Source organism: Nocardiopsis alkaliphila YIM 80379 (genome assembly GCF_000341005.1).
GTDB lineage: Bacteria > Actinomycetota > Actinomycetes > Streptosporangiales > Streptosporangiaceae > Nocardiopsis > Nocardiopsis alkaliphila.
The window spans coordinates 15,492-40,901 of the sequence record NZ_ANBD01000039.1; the positions used below are offsets into that span (position 1 = coordinate 15,492).

The following is a 25,410-nucleotide window of genomic DNA, read 5'->3' on the forward strand; positions in this document are numbered from 1 at the left end:
GACGCACGCGGGTCCCGGCGCCACCACGGCAGCGGGACCCGCCTTCGGACGCACCGAGGGCTACGCCCCCGGTGCGCCCTTGAGGTTCTCCTTGAGGAAGTCCACCTGAAGCAGCAACAGGTTCTCCGCCGTCACCGGGTCGGCGGGGCTGTGCGTCACCCCGGCCAACGGCAACACCGTGTGCGGGCGTCCGGCGGCCAACAACGCCTCCGACATCCGCTGGGTGTGCGCGAACACCACGTTGTCGTCGATGAGGCCGTGGATGAGCATCAACGGCCGCTCCAGCTTGGCGGCGTCCGACATCAGCGACGACCCCGCGTACACCTCCTCCCGCTCCTGCGGCAGGCCCAGGTAGCGCTCGGTGTAGTGGGTGTCGTACAGCGTCCAGTCGATCACCGGGGCGCCCGCCACTGCGACGTGGAACACCTCCGGACGACGCAGGACCGCCAAAGCGGACAGGTACCCACCGAACGACCACCCGTGGATGCCCACTCGGCTCGTGTCCAGGCAATCGAACCGTCGGGCGGCGTCCTCCAACGCCGCCACCTGGTCGGCCAGGACCGGTTCGGCCAGGTCGTGGTGGACCGCCTGCTCCCACTCCACCCCTACACCCGGAGTGCCGCGCCCGTCCGCGATGAGCACCGCGAAGCCCTGTTCGGCGAACCACTGCGAAGACAGGTAGGCGCCCCGAGCGTTGAGTACACGCTGGGCGTGCGGACCTCCATAGGGCGCCATCAACACCGGCAGTGGAGCCTGGCCCTCGCGGTACCAGGACGGCAGGACCAGGGCGGTCGGGATCCGACGTTCCCCGGCGAGCCAGGTTCGCACCCGCGGCTCCGGCAGCTCCGGAACCTCCGCGACGCTCTCGATCTCCCCGTGCGTACGCCGGGTCTGGGTGCTCGCGTTGGAGACCACGAAGGTCCGGACCCCGGTGAAGTCCATCGACCGATGCTGGAGTACCAGGGTGTCGCCACGCAGCCGTCCGGCGCGCAGCCCTCCGTGGCCATCGTCCGTCCCCTCGGGTAGCTCCACCGGCGCGCAGGTACCCGCCCGGGTGTCGGCCAACCACAGCGACTGGTCGCCGGGGCACCCCGCGGGCGAACCGGAGAACAGCACCCGATCGCCGTCCACGCCCACCACGGCGCGCACGTACACGTCATCGCCGCTGATCGCCCTGTCGCCCACGAACACCCGACGTTCACCGCTACCGCCTTGGCGGCCGATCCACACCAACTCACCGGAGGCGGTGAAGTCCGGTACCCCCGGCATCAACTCCACCCAGACGTCGTCGCTCTCGGTCCGGGTACGGGAGACCAGGCCGGTGTCGGGGTCGGCGCTGAACAGGGCGAGGGTGCCCTGGTCGCGGCTTTGCGCGGTGAACACCAGGGTCGGATTCCCGTCCGGGCCGGTGGTCCAGTCCACGGTGGGCAGGTAGGGAAGCTCCTCCCGATCCCACTCGATCGGGGTGGGTTCGGGACGTCCGTCCCGCCGGTAGGCGGTGGGTGAGGGCACCGCGATCACCGCCAGACGCACGTCCGGGTTGGCCGTCCCGGCCGCCGGATAGCGCAGCGGCCGCGGTTCCTGTTCAGGCCGGTTGGGATCACCGACGTACCAACGGTTCACGTCGGCCTCGTCCACTCGGCTGACCGCCAAGGACGCACCGTCCGGCGCCCACCAGAAACCGCGCATCCGGTTCATTTCCTCGGCGGAGACCAGGTCGGCCAGGCCCCAGGTGACGTGCTCGCCGTCCGGTTCCACCAGGACCCGGTCACGGTCCTGATCACCGTTGTCGACGATGTCGATCACCCGGACGGCGCCATGGTGCACGTAGGCGACCCGGTCGCCCGCCGGGCTGATCCGCGGGTCCACCGCCGGGGTGGCCACCGGGAGTTCGCGCGGGGCGTTGTCGTCACCGACCAGGTCCACGTAGAACACGCGGCCGGAGAGGGTGAACACCGCGCGGGTGAAGGCGTCGTCCACCGTGTACGAAACGATGCCGCCACCGTGTTCGCGCATCCGCTCGCGGCGGGCTCGTTCCTCCGGGGGAAGGTTCTCGTCGTCGGCGCCCAGCGCGGAGGGGTCGGCGAGCGCCGTCACCGCACCGGTCTCGGTGACGTACTGCCACAGACAGGTGGCCTTGTCCATGCCGTGACGGCCACGCAGGAAGGTGACACGTTCCCCGTCCGGAGAGATCTGGAAGTTGCGGGGGACCCCGATCGTGAAGCGTTGGGTCCGGGCCTGTTGGCGAGGAAAACTCATGGGACGATTGTGTCCCATCCCCGCCGAGGGACGCCTTCGCAGGAGGCGCCGGCGTACCGGAGCGCGCCACTTCGACGGGTCCGATATGGGCCTTCAGGGGATCAGGGCCTCGCATGGCCGGTATCGTTCGCTGCGTGAGTGACAGGCGACTGATGATGGTGCACGCGCATCCGGATGACGAGAGCATCGTCACCGGTGCCACACTGGCCAAGTACGCGGCGGAGGGGGCGCACGTCACCCTGGTGACCTGCACGCTGGGCGAGGAGGGCGAAGTGATCCCGCCCGAATTGGCCCACCTGACCTCGGACCGGGAGGACACACTCGGCCGGTACCGGATCGGCGAGCTCGATAGGGCCTGCACGGTCCTGGGCGTACGCGATCATCGCTTCCTCGGTGGCACCGGACGCTACCGAGACTCCGGGATGATGGGCGGCGCCACCAACGAGCACCCCAAGGCGTTCTGGGGCGTGGAGGTGGAGGAGGCGGCGCGGCTGCTCGCCGAGGTCATCCGCCAGGTCCGACCGCAGGTCCTGGTGACCTACGACGAACACGGCGGCTACGGTCACCCCGACCACATCCAGGCCCATCGGGTCACTCGTCGGGCCATGCTCATGGCGGGCGAGCGGAGCGTCCCGGGAACCCCGTGGAAGGTCGACAAGCTCTACGCGATCGCGCAGCCCATTTCCCGCATCGAGGCGTCCATCGCCCGACTCAACGAGGAGGTCGGACCCTTCACCCCGCCCCGTCAGGTCACCGACATCGCCCGGGGGACCCCCGACTCACTCGTCACCACCCGGATCGACGCCACCGAGTACTGGGCGGCCAAGGCCCTGGCGATGCGCGCCCACGCCACCCAGATCACCGTGGACGGGGAACGGTTCGCGTTGTCCAACGACATCGCCCAGGAGATCGACGCGGTGGAGTACTACACCCTGTTGATGGGTCCGCCACCCCGGCCCGACACCGACCGTTACGAGAGCGACCTGTTCGCGGGGTTGTGACGGAGGGCTCCGGGCCCTGGGGACCGTCCCCCGTGCGCGGAGCGCCTACCCTCTTCTTTCGTGATCACACCTGCTTCCGCTCTGGAACCCCACCGTCGGCCGTCCACGTTCGTGTCCTCGGCCGTGACCGTGCTCTCGTTCGTCCTTCTGCTCCTGACCGGGGCGGCCCTTGGGGTGCTGTCCGGGTTCGGGATGTCCTGGTTCTCCCACTACTGGCCCGTGGGCGCCTTGGTGAAGGCCGGTGCGGTGGCCGGGGTCCTGGCTTTCCTCGTGCTGCTGTACGCGCTCGTCCGGGCGGCGGCCTGGGGGAGTCGTCGTCGCTCCGGGGCCACCGGGTTCGCGGTCGGCTACGTGTCGTCCCTGCTGGCCATGATCGGCTACCTGCCCGGCGGAGACATCGTGTTCTCCGCCGCGGCGATCAACTACCTGTTCCTGTTCGGGTCCATGGTGGCGTTGGCCTCCGGTGTGATGCGCGGCGTGAGCTTTCCCGGGCCGGGCGCACCGACCGGAGGATCGAGTGTCTCAGGCCCAGAACTGCAGCAGTAGCTTGCCGTGGAACATCATTCCGGGAATGGTCGGGTTGGGCAGCAGTAGTTCGAACAGTGCGTACATCAGGTCCTCGAAGAGGTCCCGGACCACCGGCATCCACAGCAGGGCGAACACGGCGATCGAGCCGAACAGCCCGTAGGCCGTGGCGAAGGCGGTCCACCTGGGTCCGCCGAAGGCCGCCGCGACGTGGTACCCGTCCAGACCGGGGATCGGTAGCAGGTTGATCAGAGCACTGGTCAGGTTGGCCAAGGCCAGGAAGGCCATCGAAGAGATCGCCCAGTTCACACTGTCCTGACCGGCCGGTACCAGCAGCGATACGGTGAGCGCCAACGCGGCCGACAACAGCAGACTCGCCAGCGGGCCGGCCAACGCCACCATGACCCTGCGTCCACGGCCGGGGATGGTCTCCCAGTCCACGTAGGTGGGCGGCCCGTTCAGCCCGAACCCGCTCATTCCCAGGTAGGCCACGGGCAGGACCAGGTTGCCGCCGGCCTGCCCGTACGCGAACGGATTCAACCGGAGGTAGCCGCCACCGCGCTGGGAACGGTCACCCGCCAGGTGGGCGGCCAAGGCGTGTGCGAACTCGTGCACGGCCACGGAGACGATCCAACCGAGCAGGATGAGCAGTGGTGGGATGAGCGGGGTGACCGTGCTGTCCTCAGCGGCCCAGTCCAGTTCCACGGCCCGCCAGGAGAGCCAACCCGCGAATCCGGTCAGTCCCAGGATCAGGACGAACACGGGGCTGGGCAAAAAGTCCGACCGGGACGGTTCGGCCGGGGCGTTCTCATCGTCGGTCGCGACCTCAGCGGAGTCCTCGGCCTCTTCGGCGGGGCCCTCGGCGTCGTCGTCGGCACCCACCCCGGCGCGGTTGAGGGCGTCCTCGGGCATCTGCTCCCACGGGTCGACGTCGCGGGCCGCGTCACCGGGACCGTTGGCGTCGGGGACCGTCGCTGCGTCGGACTCCGCCTTCTGGGGCGGTTCGGGCGTGGGCATGATGCTCCTGCTGGTCGCGGGTGTTTCGCGCTCCAGGTTAGGCCCTACCGAGGAGCCCTTCACCGGGGGTGCCTCCTCGCGGATCGGGGACGGCCGGGCCCTCAGACCATCGCGCGAGGTGCCACCGCGGACTTGTGCAGGCAGGCGATCGCGAACGACCGGCCCGCCGGGGTCAGCTCCCGGAGCCCCACACTCTCGTCACCGACGACCAGGTCGAGCGCCTCCAACAGCCAACCCACCGCCATCACCATGGCCCGCACCTGGTCCGAGGCGGCCTCGGCGGTACGCCGATGCGCGGCGGCGTGCCGGCCGGCGGCCACGGGAGGGTCGATCGGACGCCAACCGGACTCGGTGAGCACTCGCTCGGCGGCTTCGCCGTCGGAGGTGCCCCGCCGGGCGTGGGAACCCAGCCCTTGGGGAGAGCGGGAGAGCAACAGGCCCAGGAGGGTCTCGGCGGCGGCCTGCTCGATACCACCGGTCCGGCACAGGGTCTCGGTGGCGGCCTGCCAGAGCGACGCGGGATCCTCGCGCAGTTGCTGGCCACGGCGGGTCAGTTCGAGCCGTCGACCCGAACGGCGCACCGCGCGCATGGAGCGCAGTACCTGGTGCAGGGCGATGAGTTGGGTGGCATCGGTCTCGTTGCGCGGCGGATCGGGGGTGGTTCGCCAACCGAAGTCCTCGCACATGGCGCGCACCACACCGGGGGAGATGTAACCGATCTGGGTCAGGGCGATGCCCTCCGAAGCCAGGTCGAGCAGCCGTTGGAGTGGCGCCATGGCCCTGGGCGCGTCATGGGGCACGTCCGCGCCGGCGATGATCTGTCCCACCAGGGGCCACAGGCGCTGCCGGTGCGGGTGGGTCGAGGAGGAGAGCCAGGCACGGACCCGTTCCTCCCTGACCCGGTCCAGGTGGCTGAGCCCACGGTGGTCCGGCCGGGTGAGGAAGGACCGCGTGAACCGTTCCTGGGCCAGCCGCCAGCCGCGTTTTCCCGGGCGGATGTCCCCCAGCGAGATCGCCAACTCCAGGGCGGCCGCGGTCTCGCTCCGGGCGCTCAACTCCACGTCTCCGACGGCGGTGCCCCAAGTCAGTTCGGACAGGTCCGGCGGTTCCACTCCGGACTCCCACATGAGCCTCTCGTACATCGCCAGACCCGCGGTGTGGTCCCGTCCGTAGAGTTCGAGCAGGGTGGTGGTCTCGGGAGAGGTACAGACGTTGCCGTAGCGGAACAGTTGGAGGAGGCGGAAGAGGCGCCCCAGGGAACGCACCGCGAAAAGTCGGTCGTCGGGGGAGTTCTGGAAGCGAACGGGAAGCTCGTACCAGCAGAAGCGTTGGACCGCGTACTGATTGAGCCGTTGTAGGTCCAGATCCGGGGACAGGGTGCGCAGCGCCAGGCGTGCCATGTCCGCCGCTCGCTCGTCCTGCCGGGCCAGCTCGGTGAGGGCCGACGCGACAGCCTCTCTCATGATGGGCGTCACCTCCCCGCGTGCTTGGGCCCGGGGCCGTCCGGGCATGCTGCTTCGTTGTCGACCCGAGACCACGGTCGGGGTGACCGTTGACGGGGCTGAGCCTCTCCTACCCCGGAAAGGACGAAGAATGCCTGCGTGCGTGGGGTCTAGGGGCGTGGGCGCCGCCGTGGGGGTACGGGCGGGACGACACGGCTGGCGGCGATGTCGCCTTCGCCGACCTCCACCGTCGAATCGTCCCTACGGCGCACGGTGAGCACTCCGTCGGCCCAGGACTCCACCACCCCGACGATATCGGTGAAGCCACCACCAGGGAGGGAGATTCGCAGCGAGACACGCTGCCCGACGTCATCCTGGTCGATTCTGTGGACGAGTCGTCCCCGCAAGTGCATGAATCCGGACCCCCGAGTGTGCGCCGGCCATTGTCCAAGGCCATACTAGGACTACGACATCTGTGCCGATAGCTTGCAGAGGCCGGAGAATCATGTCGGTGCCCGCATGCCGACCGCTGCTCTGGGCAGGCTCTGAAGGTCCCCGCATCCCCCGTGGGTGAGCGGGGGTGAGACAAGGAGTTACGACGTGACCTACGTCATCGCGCAGCCCTGTGTTGATGTGCTGGATAAGGCGTGCATTGACGAGTGCCCCGTGGACTGTATCTACGAGGGCGAGCGCATGCTCTACATCCACCCGGACGAGTGCGTTGACTGTGGTGCGTGTGAGCCGGTGTGCCCCGTCGAGGCCATCTACTACGAGGACGACCTTCCCGAGCAGTGGTCGGAGTTCTACAAGGCCAACGTGGACTTCTTCGATGACCTGGGTTCCCCGGGGGGAGCCTCCAAGGTCGGCAAGATCGACCGGGACCACCCGATCGTGGCCAAGCTGCCTCCGCAGGCCGAATAGGTCGGCGCCCGCCACGGCGTCCCCCGGCGCAGAGGGTGCGTGGCGTGAGGCCGCTCCATGCGTGACGTGTCGCGCCGACCCTCCGCCGAGGGTCGGCGCGACGCCGTTGTGCGCAGAAGGTTCCACAGTTTCCGAACAGGATGGAGAGTGTCCCGATGGGCGAACGGCGACCGGTGACCGATCGGCTTCCGACCTTCCCCTGGGATCGCCTGACGCCGTACAAGGAGACGGCTGCGGCCCACCCCGGCGGCATCGTCGACCTGTCCGTCGGCACCCCGGTCGACCCGGTCCCGACGAACCTTCGAGAGGCGCTCGCCGACGCGGCGGACTCTCCCGGATACCCACTGACCTGGGGCACCCCCGAGCTGCGCGCCGCGATCCAGGGCTGGCTGGAACGCCGTCATGGGGTGCGTGTGGCCGACGGCGCGGTCCTGCCCACGGTCGGTTCCAAGGAGTTGGTGGCCTGGCTGCCGAGTCTGCTCGGACTGGGCCGGGGCGACACGGTCGTCCTGCCGGAGTTGGCCTATCCCACCTATGACGTGGGCGTACGGATCGCGGGGGCCACCCCGGTGGCCACCGACGGTCTCACCGCCCTCGGCCCGGCCCCGGTGAAACTGGTGTGGGTGAACTCGCCGGCCAACCCGACCGGTCGCGTCCTGGGCCGGGACCACTTGCGCAAGGTGGTGGCCTGGGCTCGTGAGCACGGCGCCATCGTCGCCTCCGACGAGTGCTACCTCGACCTGGGGTGGGACGGTGCCGAGCCGACGTCGATCCTGCACCCGGACGTGTGCGACGGCTCGCACGAGAACCTGCTGGCCGTGCACTCGCTGTCCAAACGTTCCAACCTCGCCGGCTACCGTGCCGGGTTCGTGGCGGGTGACCCCGCTCTGGTGTCGGAGTTGCTGGCGGTGCGCAAGCACGCCGGGATGATCGTGCCCGCCCCGGTCCAGGCGGCGATGAAGGCCGCATTGGACGACGACGACCACGCAGCCGAGCAGAAGGAGCGTTATCGAGCCCGTCGGGCCAGGCTGCGCGCCGCGTTCGAGGGCGCGGGCTGGCGGATCGAGCACTCCGAGGCGGGCCTGTACCTGTGGGCGAGCCACCCCGACCTGGATGCCTGGGGCGCGGTGGGTGTACTCGCCGATCGTGGCGTACTGGTCGCCCCGGGTGATTTCTACGGACCCACCGGTGGGCGGCACGTGCGGGTGGCCTTCACCGCCACCGATGAGCGCGTCGAAACCGCCGTCGAGCGCCTGTCCGAATAGCCCTCCACTCCGGCTCGCCCGCGCGAGGGGTTCAGCGGGCGGCCGGGCGGACCAGACAGAACTCGTTGCCCTCCGGGTCCCGCAGGACCTGGAAGGACCCCTGCGCGTCGGTGACCACGTCGCCCACGGTGGTCGCGCCCCGCCGAAGGAGCCGTTCGGTGACCGCAGCGATGTCGTCCACCCGAACGTCCACATGGAGGCGGTTGGGGTGTGCCTTGGGCTCGGAGGTGGGCTGGAAGGACAGCCGAGGCAGCCCGGCCGCGCCCTCGACATGCGCCCATCCATCTCTTCGCTCCATCGGTTCACCACCGAGGAGGAAGGCCCAGAAACGGGCGAGGGTGGACGGCTCGACGGCGTTGACGACCCACTGGTCGATGGTTCCCGGACTCATACGGTGGGATCCTAGCGCCCCTTAGCGGAGCACCACGCGGCCGCCGGTGTCGTCCTCCACCTCGGTCCAGGCCGCGGCCTCGTCCAGGCCGTCGGAGGCCCGCCAGCGCATGTCGTCGTAGGTCACCGAGCTCAGCCCGTACTCCTCGGCGTGCACGACGGCCCACATGGCCATGGCCCAGCCCAGGTCGCCGGTGGCCGGGTCCTGGTCCAGGGGCAGCTCCGCCGGATCGGTGCCGAACACCCGAGCCATTTGTTCCTGAGCACCCGCGATGTCGGCTTCACCCGTTTGGAGGGCCTCGACGGTCTCCTCGTCGAACCAGCAGGTCGCCATGCCACCGTGATCGCCGCCCAGGGTCACGGCCATTCGTTCGGACAACGCCTCATGCTGGTCGTAGGCGAACCCGTCGGCGCTGCGCTGTACCCGCTGGGCGGCCTCGTAGACCGGTATCGTCTCCCAGTCGTGCACCTCGACCAGCTCGTCGTAGAAGGCACGGCTGGAATGCACCGGGTCCATGATCTCCTCCGGTTCGCCCCAATCCTGGGAAGGGCGCTGCTGGAAGAGCCCCAGCGAGTCCCGGTCGCCGTACTCGATGTTGTAGAAACGCGATTCCTGCCACACCGTGGCGTAGGAGATCGTCACCGCGTGCTGTGGCAGGTCCCGGCTGAACGCCACCCCGCCGACGGTGGCCGCGTTCCGGGCCTGTTCGAACTCCATGTCGAACCGGCCGTTCGACAGGTTCAAACGGCATCCCGGCTCCGGCGCCTCGCGGGTGTCCAGGGGCTCGAACGTGGTCAACACGTAGTAGGCGCCGCCGACGAACAGACCGCACACGAGGGTCAGGACCAAGAGGATCTTGGCGAACGCGGAGAACTTCCTACGCTTACTGGGCACGGGCGCACCAAGGGTCGGGGACGGATGGGACGCACCTTCCCCGATCCGCGCAGGCGGGGTCGGGACCGTGCGTTGGGCCGCCGGGAGTTCACTGAGAGGATGTCCGGCGTGCCTCGGCCGCATTGTAGTAGGCACCGCGAGGACCAACGGGAGACGTCGGGGCCAGGGACGGGAAGTGGCCGACCACTCAGTGCGGGTGGGCGGGCCGTATCCCCCACACCCCCACCGAGCGACTAACGTGGGTTCACATGACCAGCTCGTACACCAGTCCGCTGCCCGACCAGATCGACGAACTCTGGGAGCAGCGCTCCGAACTGACCCCCGGCCACACCGAGGCGCGCGAGATCATCACCGGCGCCATCGACCAGATCGACGAGGGCAAGGCCCGCGTGGCCTTCGTCGACCCCACCACCGATGACGTGGTGGTCGACGAGCGCGCCAAGCGCTCCATCCTGCTCGGCTTCAAGGTCCTGGAAATGAAGGAGTCGCAGGTCGGCGACTTCTACCACCACGACCGCATGCCGCTGAAGACCCGCTTCGACGGTGTTCGCGTCGTCGCCGGTGCGATCGCCCGCTGGGGCTCCTTCCTGGCCCCGGGCGTGGTCCTGATGCCGTCCTTCACCAACATCGGTGCCTATGTCGGTTCCGGCACCATGGTCGACACCTGGGCCACGGTGGGCTCCTGCGCGCAGGTGGGCGAGAACGTCCACTTGTCCGGCGGCGTCGGCGTCGGCGGCGTCCTGGAGCCCCCGCAGGCCTCCCCGGTCATCATCGAGGACGAGGCCTTCCTCGGCTCGCGCAGCATGGTCGTCGAGGGCGCTCGTGTGCGCAAGGGCGCCAAGCTCGGCGCGGGCACCATCCTCACCTCCTCCACGCGCGTCTTCGACGCCGAGAGCGGTCAGGAACTGCCCCGCGGCGAGGCCCCGGCCTGGTCGGTGTGCGTGACCGCCAACCGCACCAAGAGCTTCCCCGGTGGCGACTTCGGTATGCCGGTGTTGCTGGTGCTCAAGCGCTTGGAGGAGGGGCAGGAGCACGACAAGCTCGCCCTGAACGACCTTCTGCGTGAACACGGCGTCAACGCCTAGGGGCGATGCCTTCGAGACGCCCCTTCCGGTACCCGGGAGGGGCGTCCGCTGTTCTAGTGTGGCCCCGGACCATCACACCCGCACCACCCGCACACCCGCGTGCCTGAATCGAAACGGGGCGAGACCATGCTGGACCTGACCACGGACGTGGCGGAGTTGACCGCCGCCCTCGTGGACACACGTTCCGAGAGTGGCGATGAGAAGGCCCTCGCAGACGCGGTCGAGAGCGCTTTGGCGGCACTGCCCCATCTCACGGTCGCCCGCGATGGTGACGCGGTCGTGGCCCGAACCGACCTCGGACGTGAGCGCCGGGTGGTGATCGCCGGACACCTCGACACCGTGCCGATCGTCGACAACGTGCCCTCGTACGTGGACGGGGATCGTCTCTACGGCTGCGGTACCTCGGACATGAAGGCGGGCGTGGCCGTTCAGCTCAAACTGGCCGCCCTGGTCGTCGAGCCGATCCACGACGTCACCTACGTCTTCTACGACAACGAGGAGGTCGACGCCTCCCGCAACGGCCTGCTGCGGTTGAGTCGTAACCACCCCGAGTCGCTCGCGGGCGACTTCGCCATCCTCATGGAGCCCACCGACGGAGTCATCGAGGGCGGATGCCAGGGCACCATGCGAGTGGACGTGAGGACCAGCGGCAAGCGTGCCCACAGCGCGCGTTCCTGGATGGGGGAGAACGCCATCCACAAGGCCGGAGAGGTTCTGGACGTCCTACGCGCCTACACGCCTCGGCGACCCGAGGTGGAGGGCCTGACCTTCCACGAAGGACTCAACGCGGTCTTCGTCGAGGGAGGCGTGGCCGGCAACGTCATCCCCGACGAATGCGTGATCAGGGTCAACTACCGCTACGCACCGGACCTGTCCCCGGCCGACGCCGAAGCGCACCTACGTGAGGTGTTCGCCGGTTTCGAGCTGACCGTGACCGACTCCGCCGCCCCGGCCCGCCCGGGCCTGGACGATCCCTCGGCCGCGGCCTTCGTCGCCGCTGTGGGGGAGGGGCGGGCCCGGGCGAAGTTCGGTTGGACGGACGTCTCCCGCTTCTCCGAGCTGGGCGTCCCGGCGGTCAACTACGGACCCGGCGACCCGATGCTGGCGCACACCCGTGACGAGTACGCGAAGATCTCGCGGATTCGAGAGGCCGAGGAACGCATGGTCGCCTGGTTGACCGGTCGCCGCTGAAGCGTGCTCGCCCCATCGCCTGCGGTGTGTCCCCGCAGGCGGCCACCATTGGCCACGCACAGGTCACACCGGGTTCAGGTGTGAGTGGTTCCAGGGCGGATAACTTTACGTGCATGACGGAAGAAGAGAAGATGAGGCGTGCCGGACCGCTCACCTACCGCGGGCGCGCCATCCCCGACACCACCACCGACCAGCGCCTCCTCGACCGGAGGGGCCCTTCTGACTGGGTGCACACCGACCCCTGGAGGGTCCTGCGCATCCAGTCGGAGTTCGTGGAGGGGTTCGGGCTGCTGGCCGAACTACCCTCCGCGGTGAGCGTCTTCGGGTCGGCTCGGATCAAGCCGGGCACCGAGTACTACGAATTGGGTGTCCGGATGGGGGCCAAGCTCGCGGAGGCGGGCTACGCCACCATCACCGGTGGCGGCCCCGGGATGATGGAGGCCGCGAACAAGGGCGCCAAGCAGGCGGGTGGATTGTCCGTGGGGCTCGGTATCGAGTTGCCCTTCGAACAGAGCCTCAACGAGTACGTCGACGTGGGCGTCACCTTCCGGTACTTCTTCGTCCGCAAGTTGATGTTCGTGAAGTACGCCCAGGCCTTCGTGGTGCTGCCCGGTGGGTTCGGCACCCTGGACGAGCTGTTCGAGGCCATCACCCTGGTGCAGACCAAGAAGGTGACCCGCTTCCCCGTGGTGCTGGTGGGTACCGAGTTCTGGGGCGGTATGCGCGACTGGATCGAGGCCAGCCTGCTCAAGCACAACCTCATCTCCGAGCAGGACATGGATCTGCTCTACGTGACCGACGACCCCGACGCGGTGGTCTCCACCATCCAAAGGGCACACGTGCACTTGGAGAACCAGTTCGAGCGGAGCGAGCCCGGCCCCTCCAGCTGACCTCGGGCCCGGGCTCCCCCGCCCGTCAGCCCGCTCCCGCCCTCGACCGGCGCCTACGAGGGGATTCTTTCGGGTGCTCGCGATTCGACTCCTTGGGCACGGTGTCGAGACGAACCCGGCCCGATGACGCGCGAACGGGTGACCCGCCTAGCGCGCCGATGGGTTCGGCTCCTCAGACCAGTCCGCGACGTACCGCGGTGGGTGGGCGCTCACCTCGGATGGAGGCGACCATCTCCAACGCCCGCCGAACCCGCTCGGGGTGGTCGGTGACGATCACCCGGGCTCCGGCCCAGGCGTAGACGGTGGCCAGGGCCACTTCCTCCGCGGCGTCCACGGGCACCGTCCCGGCGAGCGTGGCGGGGGTGGGAGACGGGCCGGCCGGCTCCCGAGGGCCCTGGCCCTGCGGGGCGCAGCGGACCAGGATCGGGCGCCCCGTCTCGACCAGTTCCTCGACCCGTGCGGCCGGTGGCCGGTGTCCGGCGTCGATGACCGAGGCCATGACGGGATCGTCGATCCCTTCGGCGTCCTCGACGGAAGCGGGGGTCAGGATTCGGAAAGACTCGTTCGGCACCAGCTGAGTCTCCCACGCCCCATCGTTCCCGGGGCAGGGGTTCTGGTCTGTTCGCGTGCGGAGTCGGGGTGCGTGGACGTTCCTGAGCGAACACGCCGGACCATCGCACCGGCGCAGCGGTCCGGCACCGGAACACCGCTGAGGAAGGGTGTGGCACGATCGGTACCGTGCCCTACTTCATCATGATCCTGGTCGCCGCCGCCGCGCTCGCCGTGCTCGTGGGCGTGGTCTACGTCGTGCTCGGCAAGGGTGGACGACTCGCCCGCTTCGAGGCCGACTTCCCCCCGTTGGGTCTTCCGGAGGGGCGTCCGGTCGACCCTCGCGACCTGGGCGGATTGCTGCTTCCGTTGTCGCTGTGGGGATATCACGTGCGCGCGGTCGACGCCCTGTTGCTACGGCTGACCTCGACCCTGCGCGAGCGTGAGGAGCGGATCGAGGACTTGGAATGGCGCCTGGCCCACCTCGATCCCTCCTTCGTGCCGCGGGGCACCGGCCCCCGGCCCGACTCCTACCTGCCCGGTGACGCGCCGATGGAAGAGGGGGAACGGGGCCGCTCCGCGGGTACGTCGCAGCCATCGAAGGATGGTGCCGGGGCTTTCACCGAGGACACGGCGCGGGCCGGTATCGGCACCGCCTCGGATACGGCGGTGGACCCGGCCGAGTACGCGCCTGGGGGCGAAGAGACCGCCGGTGGTGATGAGCGCGAGGAACGAGCCTGAACCGGTCCGTGGCGGTCGATCACCTACCGGGACACGTTCGGGTGTGCCCCTGAAGCCTATATGTCGTGCATCACACCGAATCCGTCCTGCATGGTCGGATACGCGGTCTTAGGTTGCTCTATTCTCGTTCGCTGTACATGCGTACCCCCCGCTCTGCCGGAGTAGCGGGTGGATCGTCGGTGAGGATGGCGAGGATGGACACAGCAGCCGAACTCAAGGTGGGCGCGGACGACGGGAACGGGGAGTCCACCACCCCGGTGCGTCAGATGTCCCTGTGGCCACCGCCTCGTTCGACCCGGCACACCGGTAAACGTCGACGTCAGCTCACCAGAGTGGCCGTCGTGAGCGTCGTGGTCCTGGTGTTGGGTGGCGGCGCGGCCGCCGCCTGGGCCTACCTGGAAGCCTCCGAACCGGATCCGATCACCGCGACCTCCGAGCCGGACGAGTTCGTCGGCTCCTGGTCCGGTCGGATGAGTCAGGTGGACACCGATGGTGAGCCGGTCGCCGAGTGGGACGCCCAGGTGCGCATCGACGAGGGCGCCGAACGCGGTAGTACCGCCTGGACCACGTTCTCCTGCTCGGGGACACTGGAGCTGGCGGCACGGGACGGTGACCGGTTGGTGTACACCTACAACGAGATCTCCGATCCCGACGAACGGTGCGTGGACGAGGCCGAGTTGACCCTGTGGCCTACCACGGGGCAGGGACTCAACGCCGAGTGGTCCTCGGTCACCCGCGAGGGGACCCGGATGGTGTCCACCGGTACCCTCCGCTGAGCCGCGGATGAGCGGGGGCGTCGATCGGGGGCCGGGCGGCCGATCGGGTTTCGGCCAGGATGGATATAACCTTACTGACTAAGGCTTCCTCGTTATCGGGTGCTCATGGCGGTGGCCCGACTGTCGCCCGGCGCACACAGGGGTCAACCTCCGAGATAATGGGCGAAGAGTGATTCGCGTCCCTTAAGTCACATGGGCGCGAATCACCCGGAACCGACCTATGGCTGCGTAGTCGAGACACACGTGGATCGACGCGGTGCTGTGGGCCGGCCCGGCCGCGAGGAACACTTAGAAAGGGGAATGGTATGGCGGCGATGAAGCCGAGGACCAGTGACGGGCCGATGGAGGTCACCAAGGAGGGTCGCGGCATCATCATGCGGGTCCCGCTCGAGGGCGGAGGCCGCCTGGTCGTCGAGTTGACGCCCGATGAGGCGACCGAACTCCGGGACGCGCTCCAGGGCGTCGTCGGCTAGTTCCGACACTCCACTCGTCCCCCATCCGGGCCGGAACGCCCTGACGACCCCCGAGGTTCCACACCTCCCACCAGTAGCGAACGATTGTGAGCGGCCTGTGCCATTCGCCACGGAGATCCACCCCCTGCCGGGGACCCTCGCCGAATCCACCGCGGACCTGCTGGTCCTCCCCGTCCTCACGGGTGAGGAAGGACCCGAAGCGGTCGAGGGGGTCGCCGAAAGCGGACTGACGGCGGTCCTTCCCGCGACGCTCATGGATCTGTTCGCTCATTATTCGCTCACCGGCAAGTCCGGTGAGCTTTCCCAGTTCCCGGTGACCCGGGACGGGGGCCTGGTCCGCCTGGCCCTTCTCGGAGTCGGTTCGGGAACCCCCGCCGACCTTCGGAAGGCCGGCGCCGCCCTCGCCCGGGCCGCCCGGGGCAACGAACGTGTCGCCCTGGCCTGGCCTGGTGGCGACCCCGAGGCCGCCACGGCCTTCGCCGAGGGCGCCCTGCTCGCCTCCTACACGTTCACCCTGAAATCCTCGAAGATCCCCGTGGGCAAGCTCGCGCCCGAGCGGATCGACCTGGTCGGCGACACCGATTCCCTGACCGACGCCCTCGCCTTGGGCACTCGCCTGGCCCGAGCCACCGCGCTGGCCAGAGACCTGATCAACACGCCCTCCCAGACCAAGAACCCCGAATGGATGGTCGCCCGCGCTCGCGAGGTGGCCGATGAGGGTGGGCTCGCCCTGCGGGTCTGGGAAGAGCAGGAGCTGCGAAGCGAGGGCTTCGGCGCGATCTTGGCGGTGGGCCAAGGATCGGTCAGCCCGCCCCGACTGGTTCAGTTGTCCTACACCCCGCAGAACCCCACCGGGCACGTGGTGCTGGTCGGTAAGGGCATCACCTTCGACACCGGTGGCCTCTCCCTCAAGCCCAACGACAACATGTCGCTGATGAAGACCGACATGAGCGGTTCGGCGATCGTCTTGGCGGTGCTCTCCGCCCTGTCCTCCGTGGATTCTAGGGTGAAGGTCACCGGCCTGCTGGCACTGGCGGAGAACGCCTTCTCCGGGGACTCCACCCGCATCGGTGACGTCCTCACCACCTACACGGGAAAGACCGTGGAGGTGCTCAACTCCGATGCCGAGGGACGTTTGGTCCTAGCCGACGCCATGGGCTACGCCTCCTCCGAACTCGGACCGGACCTGATCGTGGACGTGGCCACCCTGACCGGTGCGGCCAAGGTCGCCCTGGGCACCGGCATGGGCGCTCTGTACAGCACCGATGACGAGGTCGCCGCCGAGTTGCTGAGCGCCGGTGAGGCCTCGGGAGAACCACTGTGGCGGATGCCGCTCACCGAGGAATACCTTCCCACCACCGAGTCCCGGGTGGCCGATCTGGCCAACATCGGTACCCGTGGTGGCGAGTTCGGTCCGGCCGGCGCCACCGACGCAGCGCTCTTCCTACGTGAGTTCACCGGCGGTCTGCCTTGGGCCCATCTGGACATCGCCGGCCCGGGCCGTTCCATGAAGGAGAGCGGTCTGCTCAGCAAGGGCGGCACGGCTTTCGCCACCCGAACCCTGTTGCGCTGGCTCGCTCAGAGGTAGCCTCACGTCTTCCGGTGGGGTCCGGTGCGCTGAAGCGCTTCGGGCCCCACCGCTTTCTTCGTGGACCCCTACGGTCGGATCGCGGCCAGTAGTCCCTCGCCCACCGGGACCAGCAGTGGGATGAACTGCTCGTCCTCGCGCATTCGGCGCATCACCTCGCGCACCGCGACCTCCGCTGGACCGGGGACCCGTAGTGGTCCGTCCGGTTCGCCCGAGCTGACCATGACGTTGTTGAACGTCACCACCCCGCCGGGACGCAGAAGACGCAGAGCCTCCTCCAGGTAGGTGGGATAGGAGGCCTGGTCGGCGTCGACCGACACCATGTCGTAGCCGCCGTCCGTGAGCCGGGGCAGAACCTCTAGGGCCGAGCCGCGGATCAGCCGTGCTCGTCCGGCCCCGAAGCCCGCCCGAGCGAAGGCGGTGCGCGCGTAGTCCTGATAGGCGGCGTTGACGTCCACCGTGGTCAAGATCCCGTCCGGGACCATTCCCCGCAGCAGCCAGATCCCCGACGTCCCACAACCCGTGCCGATCTCCACCACCGAGCGTGCTCCGATGGCCGCGGTCAGAAAGCGCAGAGCGGCCCCGGTCGCGGCGTCCACCGGTGGTGCGGCCGAGCGGACCCCCGTGTCGTAGGCCTCCGCGAGGGGGCCGTCACCCATGGCGTTCTCCTCGAACCGAGCCTGCTCGGTTCGAACCCACGTGGTCTGTGCGACGCTCTCTTCAGCGCTGATGACGGCCTCCATGCCCAGTTTCACCAATGGGGCGTGCGTTCTGACCGGGGGATCGTCACCCACCGTAGGATGGGGATAGCGGCCAGGTAGTCTCCCTGGTCAAAAGACTAGCCTGAACCGGTCCGAACTCCGAGTGTGGCGACGGGAACTTAATGGGCTTCTCCTGACGTTGAATCGGGATGAACGTACGTTGATCGCCACGAAGCAAACTCCCTCCGACCGACCTTCGTTCGGTGGATCAGCGGAATGAAGGGAGCAGCGGTGCCAGAGACCGGCCCTGCCGTGGAGTTCGAGGAATGGGAACCTCCGAGCTGGGAAGAGGTCGTCCGCGTCCATTCACCGCGGGTGTATCGCCTGGCGTACCGGCTCACCGGCAACAAGCACGACGCGGAGGACCTCACCCAGGAGGTCTTCATCCGGGTGTTCCGCTCCCTGGCCAACTACACCCCCGGCACCTTCGAGGGGTGGCTCCATCGCATCACCACCAACCTCTTCTTGGACATGGCCCGGCGCAAGGCACGGATCCGTTTCGAGGGCCTGGCGGACAACGCCGACGATCGCCTGGAGGGCCGTGAACCCTCACCGGCCCAGCGTTACGACGATCGACACTTCGACGCCGACGTCCAAAGCGCGCTGGACGCCCTCCCCGCCGAGTTCCGTGCCCCCGTCGTCCTGTGCGACATCGAGGGCCTCTCCTACGAGGAGATCGCCGCGACACTCGACGTCAAGCTCGGCACGGTTCGCAGTCGTATCCACCGGGGCCGCGCCCAGCTGCGCCGTGCTCTGGAGCACCGGCGCTCTCTCGCCGCACAGTCGGACCGGTCGGGCGACAGAGCGAACGTGAGCAAGGAGGCGGAGTGAGGATGGAGCACCTCGGGGAGCGCCTTTCCGCGCTCATCGATGGGGAATTGGGCGCAGCCGAACACGAGCGGGCGCTCATCCACCTGGCCAAGTGCGAGTCGTGCCGTTTCGAGGCCGACATGATGCGTCGACTCAAGCGCCGTCTCACCGGCCTCGGTGAACCCGAACCCGATATGGACTTCATGGGTCGTCTCCTGGCCCGCCCCGGCTCGGGTGGTCCCTGGGGTTCGTCGGGTGGTGGAGGGTTCGGCGCCGGTGACTCCCCTGGTGGCACTCCTTTCGGGTCCAGCCCTCCGTTGGGTTCGTCCCGTCCCCTCGGTGGCTTCACGGGAGGCGGACCGATCATGTCGGGCGGCTCCGAACCGGATGGGCACCCCGAGGCGACCGCGGACACCGAGAAGTCTGCGAGGAGCGGACCGAGCCACGAACGCTCAGAGGCCGAACCCCGGAGCCGAAGGGGTGATTCCACGCGCGTCGGTGTCTTCGTCCACGAGGATGGCGTGCGGCGGTTCTTCGGCGGGCGCTACGCTGTCGCGGGCCTGGCCATGGCGACGGCCCTGTTGGGGAGTGCGTTCGTCGCGGGTGGTGAGCCGGGTGAGACCGCCCCGGTGGTCGAGCCCCACCTGTCCGACTACGCGGTCGAGCACGCGGTCACCAGTCGACAGGTGCCCGTGGGCGACGGTGAAGGGTGGCCGGCCCCGGTGTGGCCCGTGAACGCACCCGCTCCCCCGGTCATGGAGGGGCATCCCTCGGACCCGGGCGAATCGGCGCGGTGAGGAGGGCGGACGCCCCCTCCGGTCCCGGTTCCGTGTTGGCCACCGTCATGCCCATCGCGGTGCTGTGCGTCCTGCTACTGACCGCGGGTGCGCATCCCGAGGCCTTCGCGATCCCGGCCGAGGGAGAGGATGACGGAATGGCGACCCTGCGGGGCGCCGCCGTGGCCGAGGGCGACGTGGCCTACACCGCGGTTCGTGAACTCCATGGGCCGGAGGGAACGCCGCCGGGTGGGCTGGACCTGCGGGTGGTCAACCGACCGGGCGAGGGCCTGGCCATGGCCCCCCTGGGAGACGAGGAACAGGCCTTCGTCGTACCGGCCTCCTCCGCCCTGGAGACCCTGGACGAGCGTCTCCTGGCGATGCTGGAGGACACCTACCGTGTGGTGGACGCCGGCGAGGACGAACTCGACGGACGTTCGGCCCGGGTGGTCGAGGCCAGGCGGGCGAACACCACCGTGGCCGGACGGTTCTGGGTGGATGGCGAGACGGACCTGCTTCTGGGCCGGGCGATCTACGACGAGGCGGGTGAGACGGCCTTCAGTAGTCACCTCACCGGTCTACGCCTGGTGGACGAGGACTGGCCTGAGGAGGCCTTGGGCGGCGAGCCTTGGGGGGACGCGATCGACCACCCCGAACGCGAGCGATTGCGCGCCCAAGGGTGGGTGCTTCCTGAACACCTCACGTGGAACCTGCGTCTGGTGGACAGCAGGTCGAAGAGCTACGAAGGTCGGCCGGTCGTGCACTCGGTCTACTCCGATGGCCTCTCTCAGATCTCGGTCTTCAGTCAGCGTGGCAAGCTTGGAGAGGAATATCTCTCCACAGATCGGAACGGATACACCGGAACCGGCATGGGGGGAGAAGGCGTCACAACAGGGCACGAGACGATCTTCGGTGGAGATGTGGGGCAGTACCAGAGCATGTGGCAGGCGGACGGTTTCGTCTACACGGTGCTGGCCGACGCCCCCGCCGACCTGGCCTCCTCCGCGGTGACGGCGTTGCCGGGGCCGGAGGGTGACTCCGAGTTCTGGGCACGGGTCCAGCGAGGTCTGTCTCGACTGGGGCCCACCTAGGGCTCCGGTAGATCGGTGGAGCGTGTGCCCAGCCGAAAGCCAAGCGATATACGGAGCAGGTCTTGAGTCAGGAGAACGACCGTTCGGAACCCGCTGAGGGAGGGGGGCCGAACCCGCTCCGGCCGAATGGCGGAGCACCTGGGCCGGGAACGCCGGAGCCCCAGAACCCGGTTCCGGGCCGGAACCAGGTATCGGGTCCGGGACCTGCCGGTCAGGACCGGGGACCCGCTGACGCGCGGAACGCCCCGCCTCGGCCACCAGGTGGAGAACCCCTCACGGGGACGCCACCGCGGCCCATGAGCCAGGGTGCCCAGGGCCGGCCCCCCGTTGCTGGAGAGAACATGAACCCCCACCCCCAAGGCCCCACGACCCCCCCAGACCACACCGATTCCGCAGGAGCCTTCCAGAGTCCGGGCCGGCACCAGGCACAGGCCCCCGGCCCCTACCAGAGCGGCCCGGGGCGACAGGCCCAGCCGAACCCCCAAGGCCAGGCCCCGGCCGGTGGTCCCGGACACTTCGCCGTACCGCCCAGCCCGCAACAGGCGCAGCCCCAGGTGGCCCCGAAGGTGAAACGCGGCGTCCCCACGTGGTCGGCGTTGACCGGAATGCTCGTGGTCGCCCTCATCGCGGGTGGTGTCGGTGGGCTGGTCGGAGGGATGTTCCCCGCCGCCGGTGGCGGGGGTGGAGAGGAACAGCCCGAACAGCAAGGGCCCGGCATCAACGAACCTCCGCCCGAGGCCCCCGAACGCGCACCGGACACGGTGGCGGGCGTGGCCCAGAGGGTCAGCCCCAGCGTGGTTTCGCTACGCAGCGCCGACCCACGGATCGGCGGTGGTGGTTCGGGTTTCATCATCGAAGGTGACTACGTGGTCACCAACGACCACGTCTCCGCTGAGTTGGAGGATGACGGCATCATCATCGAGTACAGCGACGGCAGTAGCAGCGGTGCCGAGGTGGTGGGTTCCGATCCCAGTTCCGACCTGGCCGTCTTGGAACTGGAGGAACCCAGCGAAGTGGATCCGTTGGAGTTCGGTGACTCCGATGAGGCCATCGTAGGGGACGAGGTCATCGCGATCGGTGCACCCCTGGGGCTCACCGGTACGGTCACCCAGGGCATCATCAGCGCATTGGAGCGTCCGGTGAGCCCGGACGGCGGAGACACCCAGTTCTTCGCGATCCAGACGGACGCGGCGATCAACCCGGGCAACTCGGGTGGTCCGCTCGTCGACATGCGGGGCCGGGTCATCGGAGTGAATTCGATGATCTACAGCATGGGTGGCGGGCCCTTCGGGGACCAACCGGTGGGCAGCATCGGTCTGGGATTCGCGATCCCCTCCACCGAGGCGGAGACCGTCATCGGTCGTATGGTCGACCACGGTGAGGAATCGACGGCGGCCTACGCCGACCTGGGGATCAACCTCTACGACCAGGAGAGCACGGTCGTGGGCGCGGTGATCGGGGAGGGCGAGGACGCCATCGAGGCGGGAGGAGCGGCCGACGAGGCGGGCCTGCGGCCGGGAGACGTGATCGTGTCCTTCGACGGCCGTCGGGTGAACTCCCACGGCGAACTGCAGGCGATGGTGCGTGACAAGAGTCCGGGAGACGAGGTCGAGGTCGACTACGAGCGTGACGGCGAACGGACCTCGGTGACCGTCACCCTGGGCCCCGACGACTGATCCTCGTCCCAAAGAGGGCCGTGGCCGTCCTGAAGCGAGAAAGCGGGCCCCGAGTCGCTCGACTCGGGGCCCGCGCGTGGTCTTTCGACCGACCTTGGCGAACCACGGGGTCGACCATTCGGACGCCCTCAGGCCAAGGGAGAGCGGTAGGCGTGGGTGAGGACACCGTGTTCGCTATGACCCGCGTCCCTGACTCTCAGGCGCATCGAACGCTAGCGGCCGGCCGGGGAGATGCCCAACTGCATCCCGGCGAGCCCACGGGGCTTGGCGACCAGCTTCTCGGCGATCGAGGTGATCACCTTGCTGGCCTCGGCCTCAGGGGTGCTCAGGACCAAAGGCTGCCCCTCGTCGCCGCCCTCGCGCAGGCGCGTGTCCAGTGGTACCTGGCCGAGCAGCGGGATCTCGGCGCCCAGGGTCTTGGTGAGCGTGTCGGCGACCTGCCGGCCACCACCCTGACCGAACAGGTACACCGGTTCGACGTCCGGGCTCGGCTGGTAGTACGACATGTTCTCGATGACACCGGCGATGCGCTGGTGCGTCTGCGCCGTGATGGCGCCGGCGCGCTCGGCGACCTCCGCGGCGGCCTGCTGCGGCGTGGTGACCACCAACAGTTCTGCGCCGGGCAGCATTTGCGCGACGGAGATGGCGATGTCGCCGGTGCCCGGAGGCAGGTCCATCAGCAAGACGTCCAGGTCGCCCCAGAAGACATCGGAGAGGAATTGTTGCAGGGCACGGTGCAGCATGGGACCACGCCAGACCACCGGCTGGTTGCCCTGGGTGAACATGCCGACCGAGATGACCTTGATGTCGTGCGCGGTGGGCGGAAGGATCATGTCCTCGACCTTGGTCGGGAAGTCCGACGCACCCAGCATGCGCGGTACGGAGTGGCCGTAGATGTCGGCGTCGACGACACCCACCTTGTGACCTTGGGCGGCGAGGGCCGCGGCGAGGTTGACGGTCACGGAAGACTTGCCGACACCGCCCTTGCCGGAGGCGACGGCGTAGACCTTGGTGAGCGAACTCGGCTTGGCGAAGGGGATCTCCTTCTCCGCCTGGCCGCCGCGCAGCTTGGTCTGGAGTTCCTTGCGCTGCTCGTCGCTCATCACGTCGAGTTCGACCTTGACGGAGGTGACGCCGGCGACCTTGGTCACCGCTTCACTCACGTCCTTTTCGATGCGACCCTTCATCGGGCAGCCGGCCACCGTGAGGTAGATGCCGACGTGCACGGCACCGTCGTCGGCGATGTCGACGCTCTTGACCATCCCGAGGTCGGTGATGGGGCGGTGGATCTCCGGGTCTTGCACCGTGGCCAGGGCTTCGTGTACCTGCTCGGTGGTTGCTGTGGAGGACATATGCTCAATCGTAGGTCAGGGATGGGATGAACGGCCTGTGGTGTCGCTCCCAGGTCCTTCATCTTCAACGGTGGAGCGGCGTCCGGCTATTCCAGCCACGCGATGTTCGTGGACGTGACCGGATGCGCACGGTGACCAGGTGATAACGGCGCGGTCTTAACGCGGCCGATACATGCCCGGATAGTAGTCTCGCGCACGATGGGAAATGTGCCGCCACCGCATGGTTCGTCCTGGCCCGCTGCGCCCGAAGGGCCGGAAGGACGGGCTTTTGATGGCTTCGACGAGTCTCGGGAGCAGACCTGGGCGTGGCCGCCCGGGGGTGCGCGACAGACTCCGCCGGGTGGGCATCCGGCGCTGACTCCGGACCCTTCGGTGTGGGCTTGGCCACCGCCGCGTCCGGTGCGCACGAGTGGATTCGCCAGTGCGCCGATCCCCGATGGTGAGCCCTATCACAGGTTGGCCCGTACTCCACTGTTCCGGTGGTGGGTGCCGCCGCTGCTGGTCCTGGTCTTCGGAGTCCTGCTGTTCTTCCTGTGGGCCGGCGTCATGGTCGTGATGACCATCGTCGCCATCTACGGAGGTGGTGGCCTGGCCCCGGAGTCCGTCCGGGTCGGGGAGATCGCGGGGCTGGCCTTCGGGTTGGCGTCGATGGCCCTGCTCATACCGCTGGTGCTCTTCGTGGTCCGTGTGGTGCAGTGGCGCAGTGTCGGCTCGCTGATCTCGGTGGCGGGGTACCTGCGTCGGCGCTGGTTGGGGGTCTGCCTACTGGTGGCCTTGGCCTTGGCGATGGTGTGCGCCCTGCTGGTGCCGATGCTCCCTGGAACCGCTTCCGAGGCCGCCGCCGTGGAGGCCACCCCCGCCGGTGGCGGTGCTCAGGTCCTGCTCGCCGCCATGACGGTGATCATCCTGTTGGTGCCCTTGCAGTCGGCGGCCGAGGAACTCACCATGCGCGGGTTGGTGATGCAGCTCGTGGGTTCACTGGGTGCACGTGATGGGCGGAGCGCCTTCTCTCGGGTACTGCGTTCCCCGTGGCCGGCGATCCTGGCGGGCGGAACCCTGTTCGGCGCGTTGTACGCCGCGACCCACCCTGGCCATGTGTGGACCACGGCCTCCCTGGTGTTGTTCGGGTTGGCGATGTCCTGGCTGACCGTGCGTACCGGTGGTCTGGAGGCCGCCATCGGTCTGCACGTGGTCAACGGTCTGTTCCAGTTCACTCGGTGCGCCCTGGAAGGCCGGTTGTCGGAGGTGGGGACCGGAGTGGTCATCGGGGCCGGACTTCCGATGGGTGCCGACACCCCGTTGACCCTGGCCGTCACCTTCGCCCAGGTGGGTCTGTACTCGCTCCTGGTACTGCTCTGTGCCTCCCGTCTCGGAGTGCGCGGCCGCAGCGCCGTCCGTGCCTAGGCGGTGTCCCTCGCCGAAACCTCCGGGGCATCGAAGCGGCCCTCGGTTTCGGGGAGGGCGGGGAAGACCCAGGTCCGGTAGGCGAAGAAGCGGAACAGCGTGCCCAGCCCCACTCCCACGACATTGCCCGCGACGTTGCTCGCCAACGGGCCTTGTAGGCCCAACACGTACACGGCGAAACCCAGACAACCCACCTGGATGAGCATGCCCACACCGTTCATCACCAAGAACAGGAAGGTCTCTCTGCCGTAGCCGGTGCGGGCGCGATCGGCGAAGGTCCAGAACCGGTTGCCGATGAAGGCCACCGCGATCGCACAGGAGGTCCCGGCCACCTGACCGACGATCAAAGGCAGGTCGGTGGTACCCCAGATCAGGTTGGTGATGGCCAACTGGATCACGTAGGCGATGGCGCCCACCGAGCCGAACCTGCCCACCTCACCGGTGAACCGGGCGATGCGTGGGTGTCGGTCGAGGAACTCGCGCACGAGCTGGGCCTCCAGTCCTGTGGGCTCGCGGGGCGGGGAGCGGGACT

At 68.6% G+C, this 25,410-nt stretch carries 26 protein-coding genes; 16 read left to right on the forward strand and 10 right to left on the reverse strand.

Annotated features, from left to right (window positions below; all coding sequences use genetic code 11):
• Window positions 1-60: 60 nt before the first annotated feature.
• Window positions 61-2,259: a S9 family peptidase gene (locus D472_RS0105440; RefSeq protein ID WP_017603490.1), complete on the reverse strand. Its 2,199-nt coding sequence runs from the start codon at window positions 2,257-2,259 to the stop codon at window positions 61-63.
• A 134-nt stretch (window positions 2,260-2,393) separates the two neighbouring features.
• Between D472_RS0105440 and mshB the strand changes: the two genes are divergently transcribed.
• Both mshB and D472_RS0105450 read left to right on the forward strand, forming a co-directional pair.
• Window positions 2,394-3,260, forward strand: coding sequence for an N-acetyl-1-D-myo-inositol-2-amino-2-deoxy-alpha-D-glucopyranoside deacetylase (gene mshB, locus D472_RS0105445; protein WP_193373429.1), 867 nt, complete (start codon window positions 2,394-2,396; stop codon window positions 3,258-3,260).
• A 60-nt stretch (window positions 3,261-3,320) separates the two neighbouring features.
• Entirely contained in the window at window positions 3,321-3,806 is a 486-nt protein-coding gene (locus D472_RS0105450; RefSeq protein ID WP_017603492.1) for a hypothetical protein, read from the forward strand.
• Here the strand turns inward: D472_RS0105450 and D472_RS0105455 are convergent.
• The 3 genes from D472_RS0105455 to D472_RS0105465 form a co-directional block, all read right to left on the reverse strand.
• The gene (locus tag D472_RS0105455) at window positions 3,783-4,802 is read right to left on the reverse strand and encodes a site-2 protease family protein (RefSeq protein ID WP_017603493.1); all 1,020 of its coding nucleotides are present in this window, start codon (window positions 4,800-4,802) and stop codon (window positions 3,783-3,785) included. The two genes, D472_RS0105450 and D472_RS0105455, sit on opposite strands and share 24 nt — an antisense overlap.
• Window positions 4,803-4,903: 101 nt before the next feature.
• Complete coding sequence (locus tag D472_RS0105460; protein WP_017603494.1) at window positions 4,904-6,265, reverse strand: hypothetical protein; 1,362 nt, start codon at window positions 6,263-6,265, stop codon at window positions 4,904-4,906.
• A gap of 149 nt (window positions 6,266-6,414) precedes the next feature.
• Window positions 6,415-6,657 carry a putative acetyltransferase gene (locus D472_RS0105465; protein ID WP_017603495.1) on the reverse strand — a complete coding sequence of 81 codons (243 nt, stop codon included), beginning with the start codon at window positions 6,655-6,657 and terminating at the stop codon, window positions 6,415-6,417.
• A gap of 187 nt (window positions 6,658-6,844) precedes the next feature.
• Here D472_RS0105465 and fdxA point away from each other — a divergent pair, with 187 nt between their 5' ends.
• Window positions 6,845-7,165, forward strand: coding sequence for a ferredoxin (gene fdxA, locus D472_RS0105470; RefSeq protein WP_026117413.1), 321 nt, complete (start codon window positions 6,845-6,847; stop codon window positions 7,163-7,165).
• 155 nt (window positions 7,166-7,320) lie between these two features.
• Window positions 7,321-8,430 (forward strand): succinyldiaminopimelate transaminase, encoded by a 1,110-nt coding sequence (gene dapC, locus D472_RS0105475; protein ID WP_017603497.1) that lies wholly within the window; start codon window positions 7,321-7,323, stop codon window positions 8,428-8,430.
• A 31-nt stretch (window positions 8,431-8,461) separates the two neighbouring features.
• On the opposite strand, the gene D472_RS0105480 is transcribed toward dapC, so the two are convergent.
• Both D472_RS0105480 and D472_RS0105485 read right to left on the reverse strand, forming a co-directional pair.
• Window positions 8,462-8,821 (reverse strand): VOC family protein, encoded by a 360-nt coding sequence (locus tag D472_RS0105480; protein ID WP_017603498.1) that lies wholly within the window; start codon window positions 8,819-8,821, stop codon window positions 8,462-8,464.
• Between the two features lie 21 nt (window positions 8,822-8,842).
• Window positions 8,843-9,715 carry a hypothetical protein gene (locus D472_RS0105485; protein WP_017603499.1) on the reverse strand — a complete coding sequence of 291 codons (873 nt, stop codon included), beginning with the start codon at window positions 9,713-9,715 and terminating at the stop codon, window positions 8,843-8,845.
• Between the two features lie 248 nt (window positions 9,716-9,963).
• Between D472_RS0105485 and D472_RS0105490 the strand changes: the two genes are divergently transcribed.
• From D472_RS0105490 to D472_RS0105500, 3 genes are all read left to right on the forward strand, one after another.
• Window positions 9,964-10,800, forward strand: a complete 837-nt coding sequence (locus D472_RS0105490; RefSeq protein WP_017603500.1) for a 2,3,4,5-tetrahydropyridine-2,6-dicarboxylate N-succinyltransferase — start codon at window positions 9,964-9,966, stop codon at window positions 10,798-10,800.
• Window positions 10,801-10,926: 126 nt separating this feature from the next.
• Window positions 10,927-11,991 (forward strand): succinyl-diaminopimelate desuccinylase, encoded by a 1,065-nt coding sequence (gene dapE, locus D472_RS0105495; protein ID WP_017603501.1) that lies wholly within the window; start codon window positions 10,927-10,929, stop codon window positions 11,989-11,991.
• A 113-nt stretch (window positions 11,992-12,104) separates the two neighbouring features.
• Window positions 12,105-12,881: an LOG family protein gene (locus D472_RS0105500; RefSeq protein ID WP_239642919.1), complete on the forward strand. Its 777-nt coding sequence runs from the start codon at window positions 12,105-12,107 to the stop codon at window positions 12,879-12,881.
• Window positions 12,882-13,053: 172 nt separating this feature from the next.
• On the opposite strand, the gene D472_RS0105505 is transcribed toward D472_RS0105500, so the two are convergent.
• The gene (locus tag D472_RS0105505; RefSeq protein ID WP_017603503.1) at window positions 13,054-13,452 is read right to left on the reverse strand and encodes a hypothetical protein; all 399 of its coding nucleotides are present in this window, start codon (window positions 13,450-13,452) and stop codon (window positions 13,054-13,056) included.
• Between the two features lie 167 nt (window positions 13,453-13,619).
• Between D472_RS0105505 and D472_RS0105510 the strand changes: the two genes are divergently transcribed.
• The 4 genes from D472_RS0105510 to D472_RS0105525 all read left to right on the forward strand — a co-directional run bounded on the left by D472_RS0105510 (window position 13,620) and on the right by D472_RS0105525 (window position 17,008).
• On the forward strand, window positions 13,620-14,171 hold the full coding sequence (locus tag D472_RS0105510) for a hypothetical protein (protein ID WP_017603504.1): 552 nt from the start codon (window positions 13,620-13,622) through the stop codon (window positions 14,169-14,171).
• A 194-nt stretch (window positions 14,172-14,365) separates the two neighbouring features.
• Window positions 14,366-14,947, forward strand: a complete 582-nt coding sequence (locus tag D472_RS0105515) for a hypothetical protein (RefSeq protein WP_017603505.1) — start codon at window positions 14,366-14,368, stop codon at window positions 14,945-14,947.
• 305 nt (window positions 14,948-15,252) lie between these two features.
• Entirely contained in the window at window positions 15,253-15,420 is a 168-nt protein-coding gene (locus D472_RS27425) for a DUF3117 domain-containing protein (RefSeq protein ID WP_014909697.1), read from the forward strand.
• 97 nt (window positions 15,421-15,517) lie between these two features.
• A complete protein-coding gene (locus tag D472_RS0105525) occupies window positions 15,518-17,008 on the forward strand; it encodes a leucyl aminopeptidase (RefSeq protein WP_017603506.1) in 1,491 nt (496 codons plus the stop codon).
• Window positions 17,009-17,076: 68 nt separating this feature from the next.
• On the opposite strand, the gene D472_RS0105530 is transcribed toward D472_RS0105525, so the two are convergent.
• On the reverse strand, window positions 17,077-17,667 hold the full coding sequence (locus D472_RS0105530) for an O-methyltransferase (RefSeq protein WP_026117414.1): 591 nt from the start codon (window positions 17,665-17,667) through the stop codon (window positions 17,077-17,079).
• A 318-nt stretch (window positions 17,668-17,985) separates the two neighbouring features.
• Here D472_RS0105530 and sigE point away from each other — a divergent pair, with 318 nt between their 5' ends.
• The 4 genes from sigE (at window position 17,986) to D472_RS0105550 (ending at window position 22,122) form a co-directional block, all read left to right on the forward strand.
• On the forward strand, window positions 17,986-18,600 hold the full coding sequence (sigE, locus tag D472_RS0105535; protein WP_083903390.1) for an RNA polymerase sigma factor SigE: 615 nt from the start codon (window positions 17,986-17,988) through the stop codon (window positions 18,598-18,600).
• 2 nt (window positions 18,601-18,602) lie between these two features.
• Window positions 18,603-19,376 (forward strand): anti-sigma factor family protein, encoded by a 774-nt coding sequence (locus D472_RS0105540; RefSeq protein WP_033303219.1) that lies wholly within the window; start codon window positions 18,603-18,605, stop codon window positions 19,374-19,376.
• 47 nt (window positions 19,377-19,423) lie between these two features.
• Window positions 19,424-20,446 carry a transcriptional regulator gene (locus tag D472_RS0105545; protein ID WP_051045953.1) on the forward strand — a complete coding sequence of 341 codons (1,023 nt, stop codon included), beginning with the start codon at window positions 19,424-19,426 and terminating at the stop codon, window positions 20,444-20,446.
• 605 nt (window positions 20,447-21,051) lie between these two features.
• Window positions 21,052-22,122, forward strand: a complete 1,071-nt coding sequence (locus D472_RS0105550) for a S1C family serine protease (protein ID WP_017603511.1) — start codon at window positions 21,052-21,054, stop codon at window positions 22,120-22,122.
• 212 nt (window positions 22,123-22,334) lie between these two features.
• Here the strand turns inward: D472_RS0105550 and D472_RS0105555 are convergent, their stop codons facing one another.
• Window positions 22,335-23,474 (reverse strand): Mrp/NBP35 family ATP-binding protein, encoded by a 1,140-nt coding sequence (locus D472_RS0105555; protein ID WP_017603512.1) that lies wholly within the window; start codon window positions 23,472-23,474, stop codon window positions 22,335-22,337.
• A gap of 399 nt (window positions 23,475-23,873) precedes the next feature.
• Between D472_RS0105555 and D472_RS0105560 the strand changes: the two genes are divergently transcribed.
• Complete coding sequence (locus D472_RS0105560) at window positions 23,874-24,878, forward strand: CPBP family intramembrane glutamic endopeptidase (RefSeq protein WP_017603513.1); 1,005 nt, start codon at window positions 23,874-23,876, stop codon at window positions 24,876-24,878.
• On the opposite strand, the gene D472_RS0105565 is transcribed toward D472_RS0105560, so the two are convergent.
• Complete coding sequence (locus D472_RS0105565) at window positions 24,875-25,363, reverse strand: GtrA family protein (RefSeq protein WP_026117415.1); 489 nt, start codon at window positions 25,361-25,363, stop codon at window positions 24,875-24,877. The genes D472_RS0105560 and D472_RS0105565 overlap by 4 nt on opposite strands.
• Window positions 25,364-25,410 lie beyond the last annotated feature (47 nt).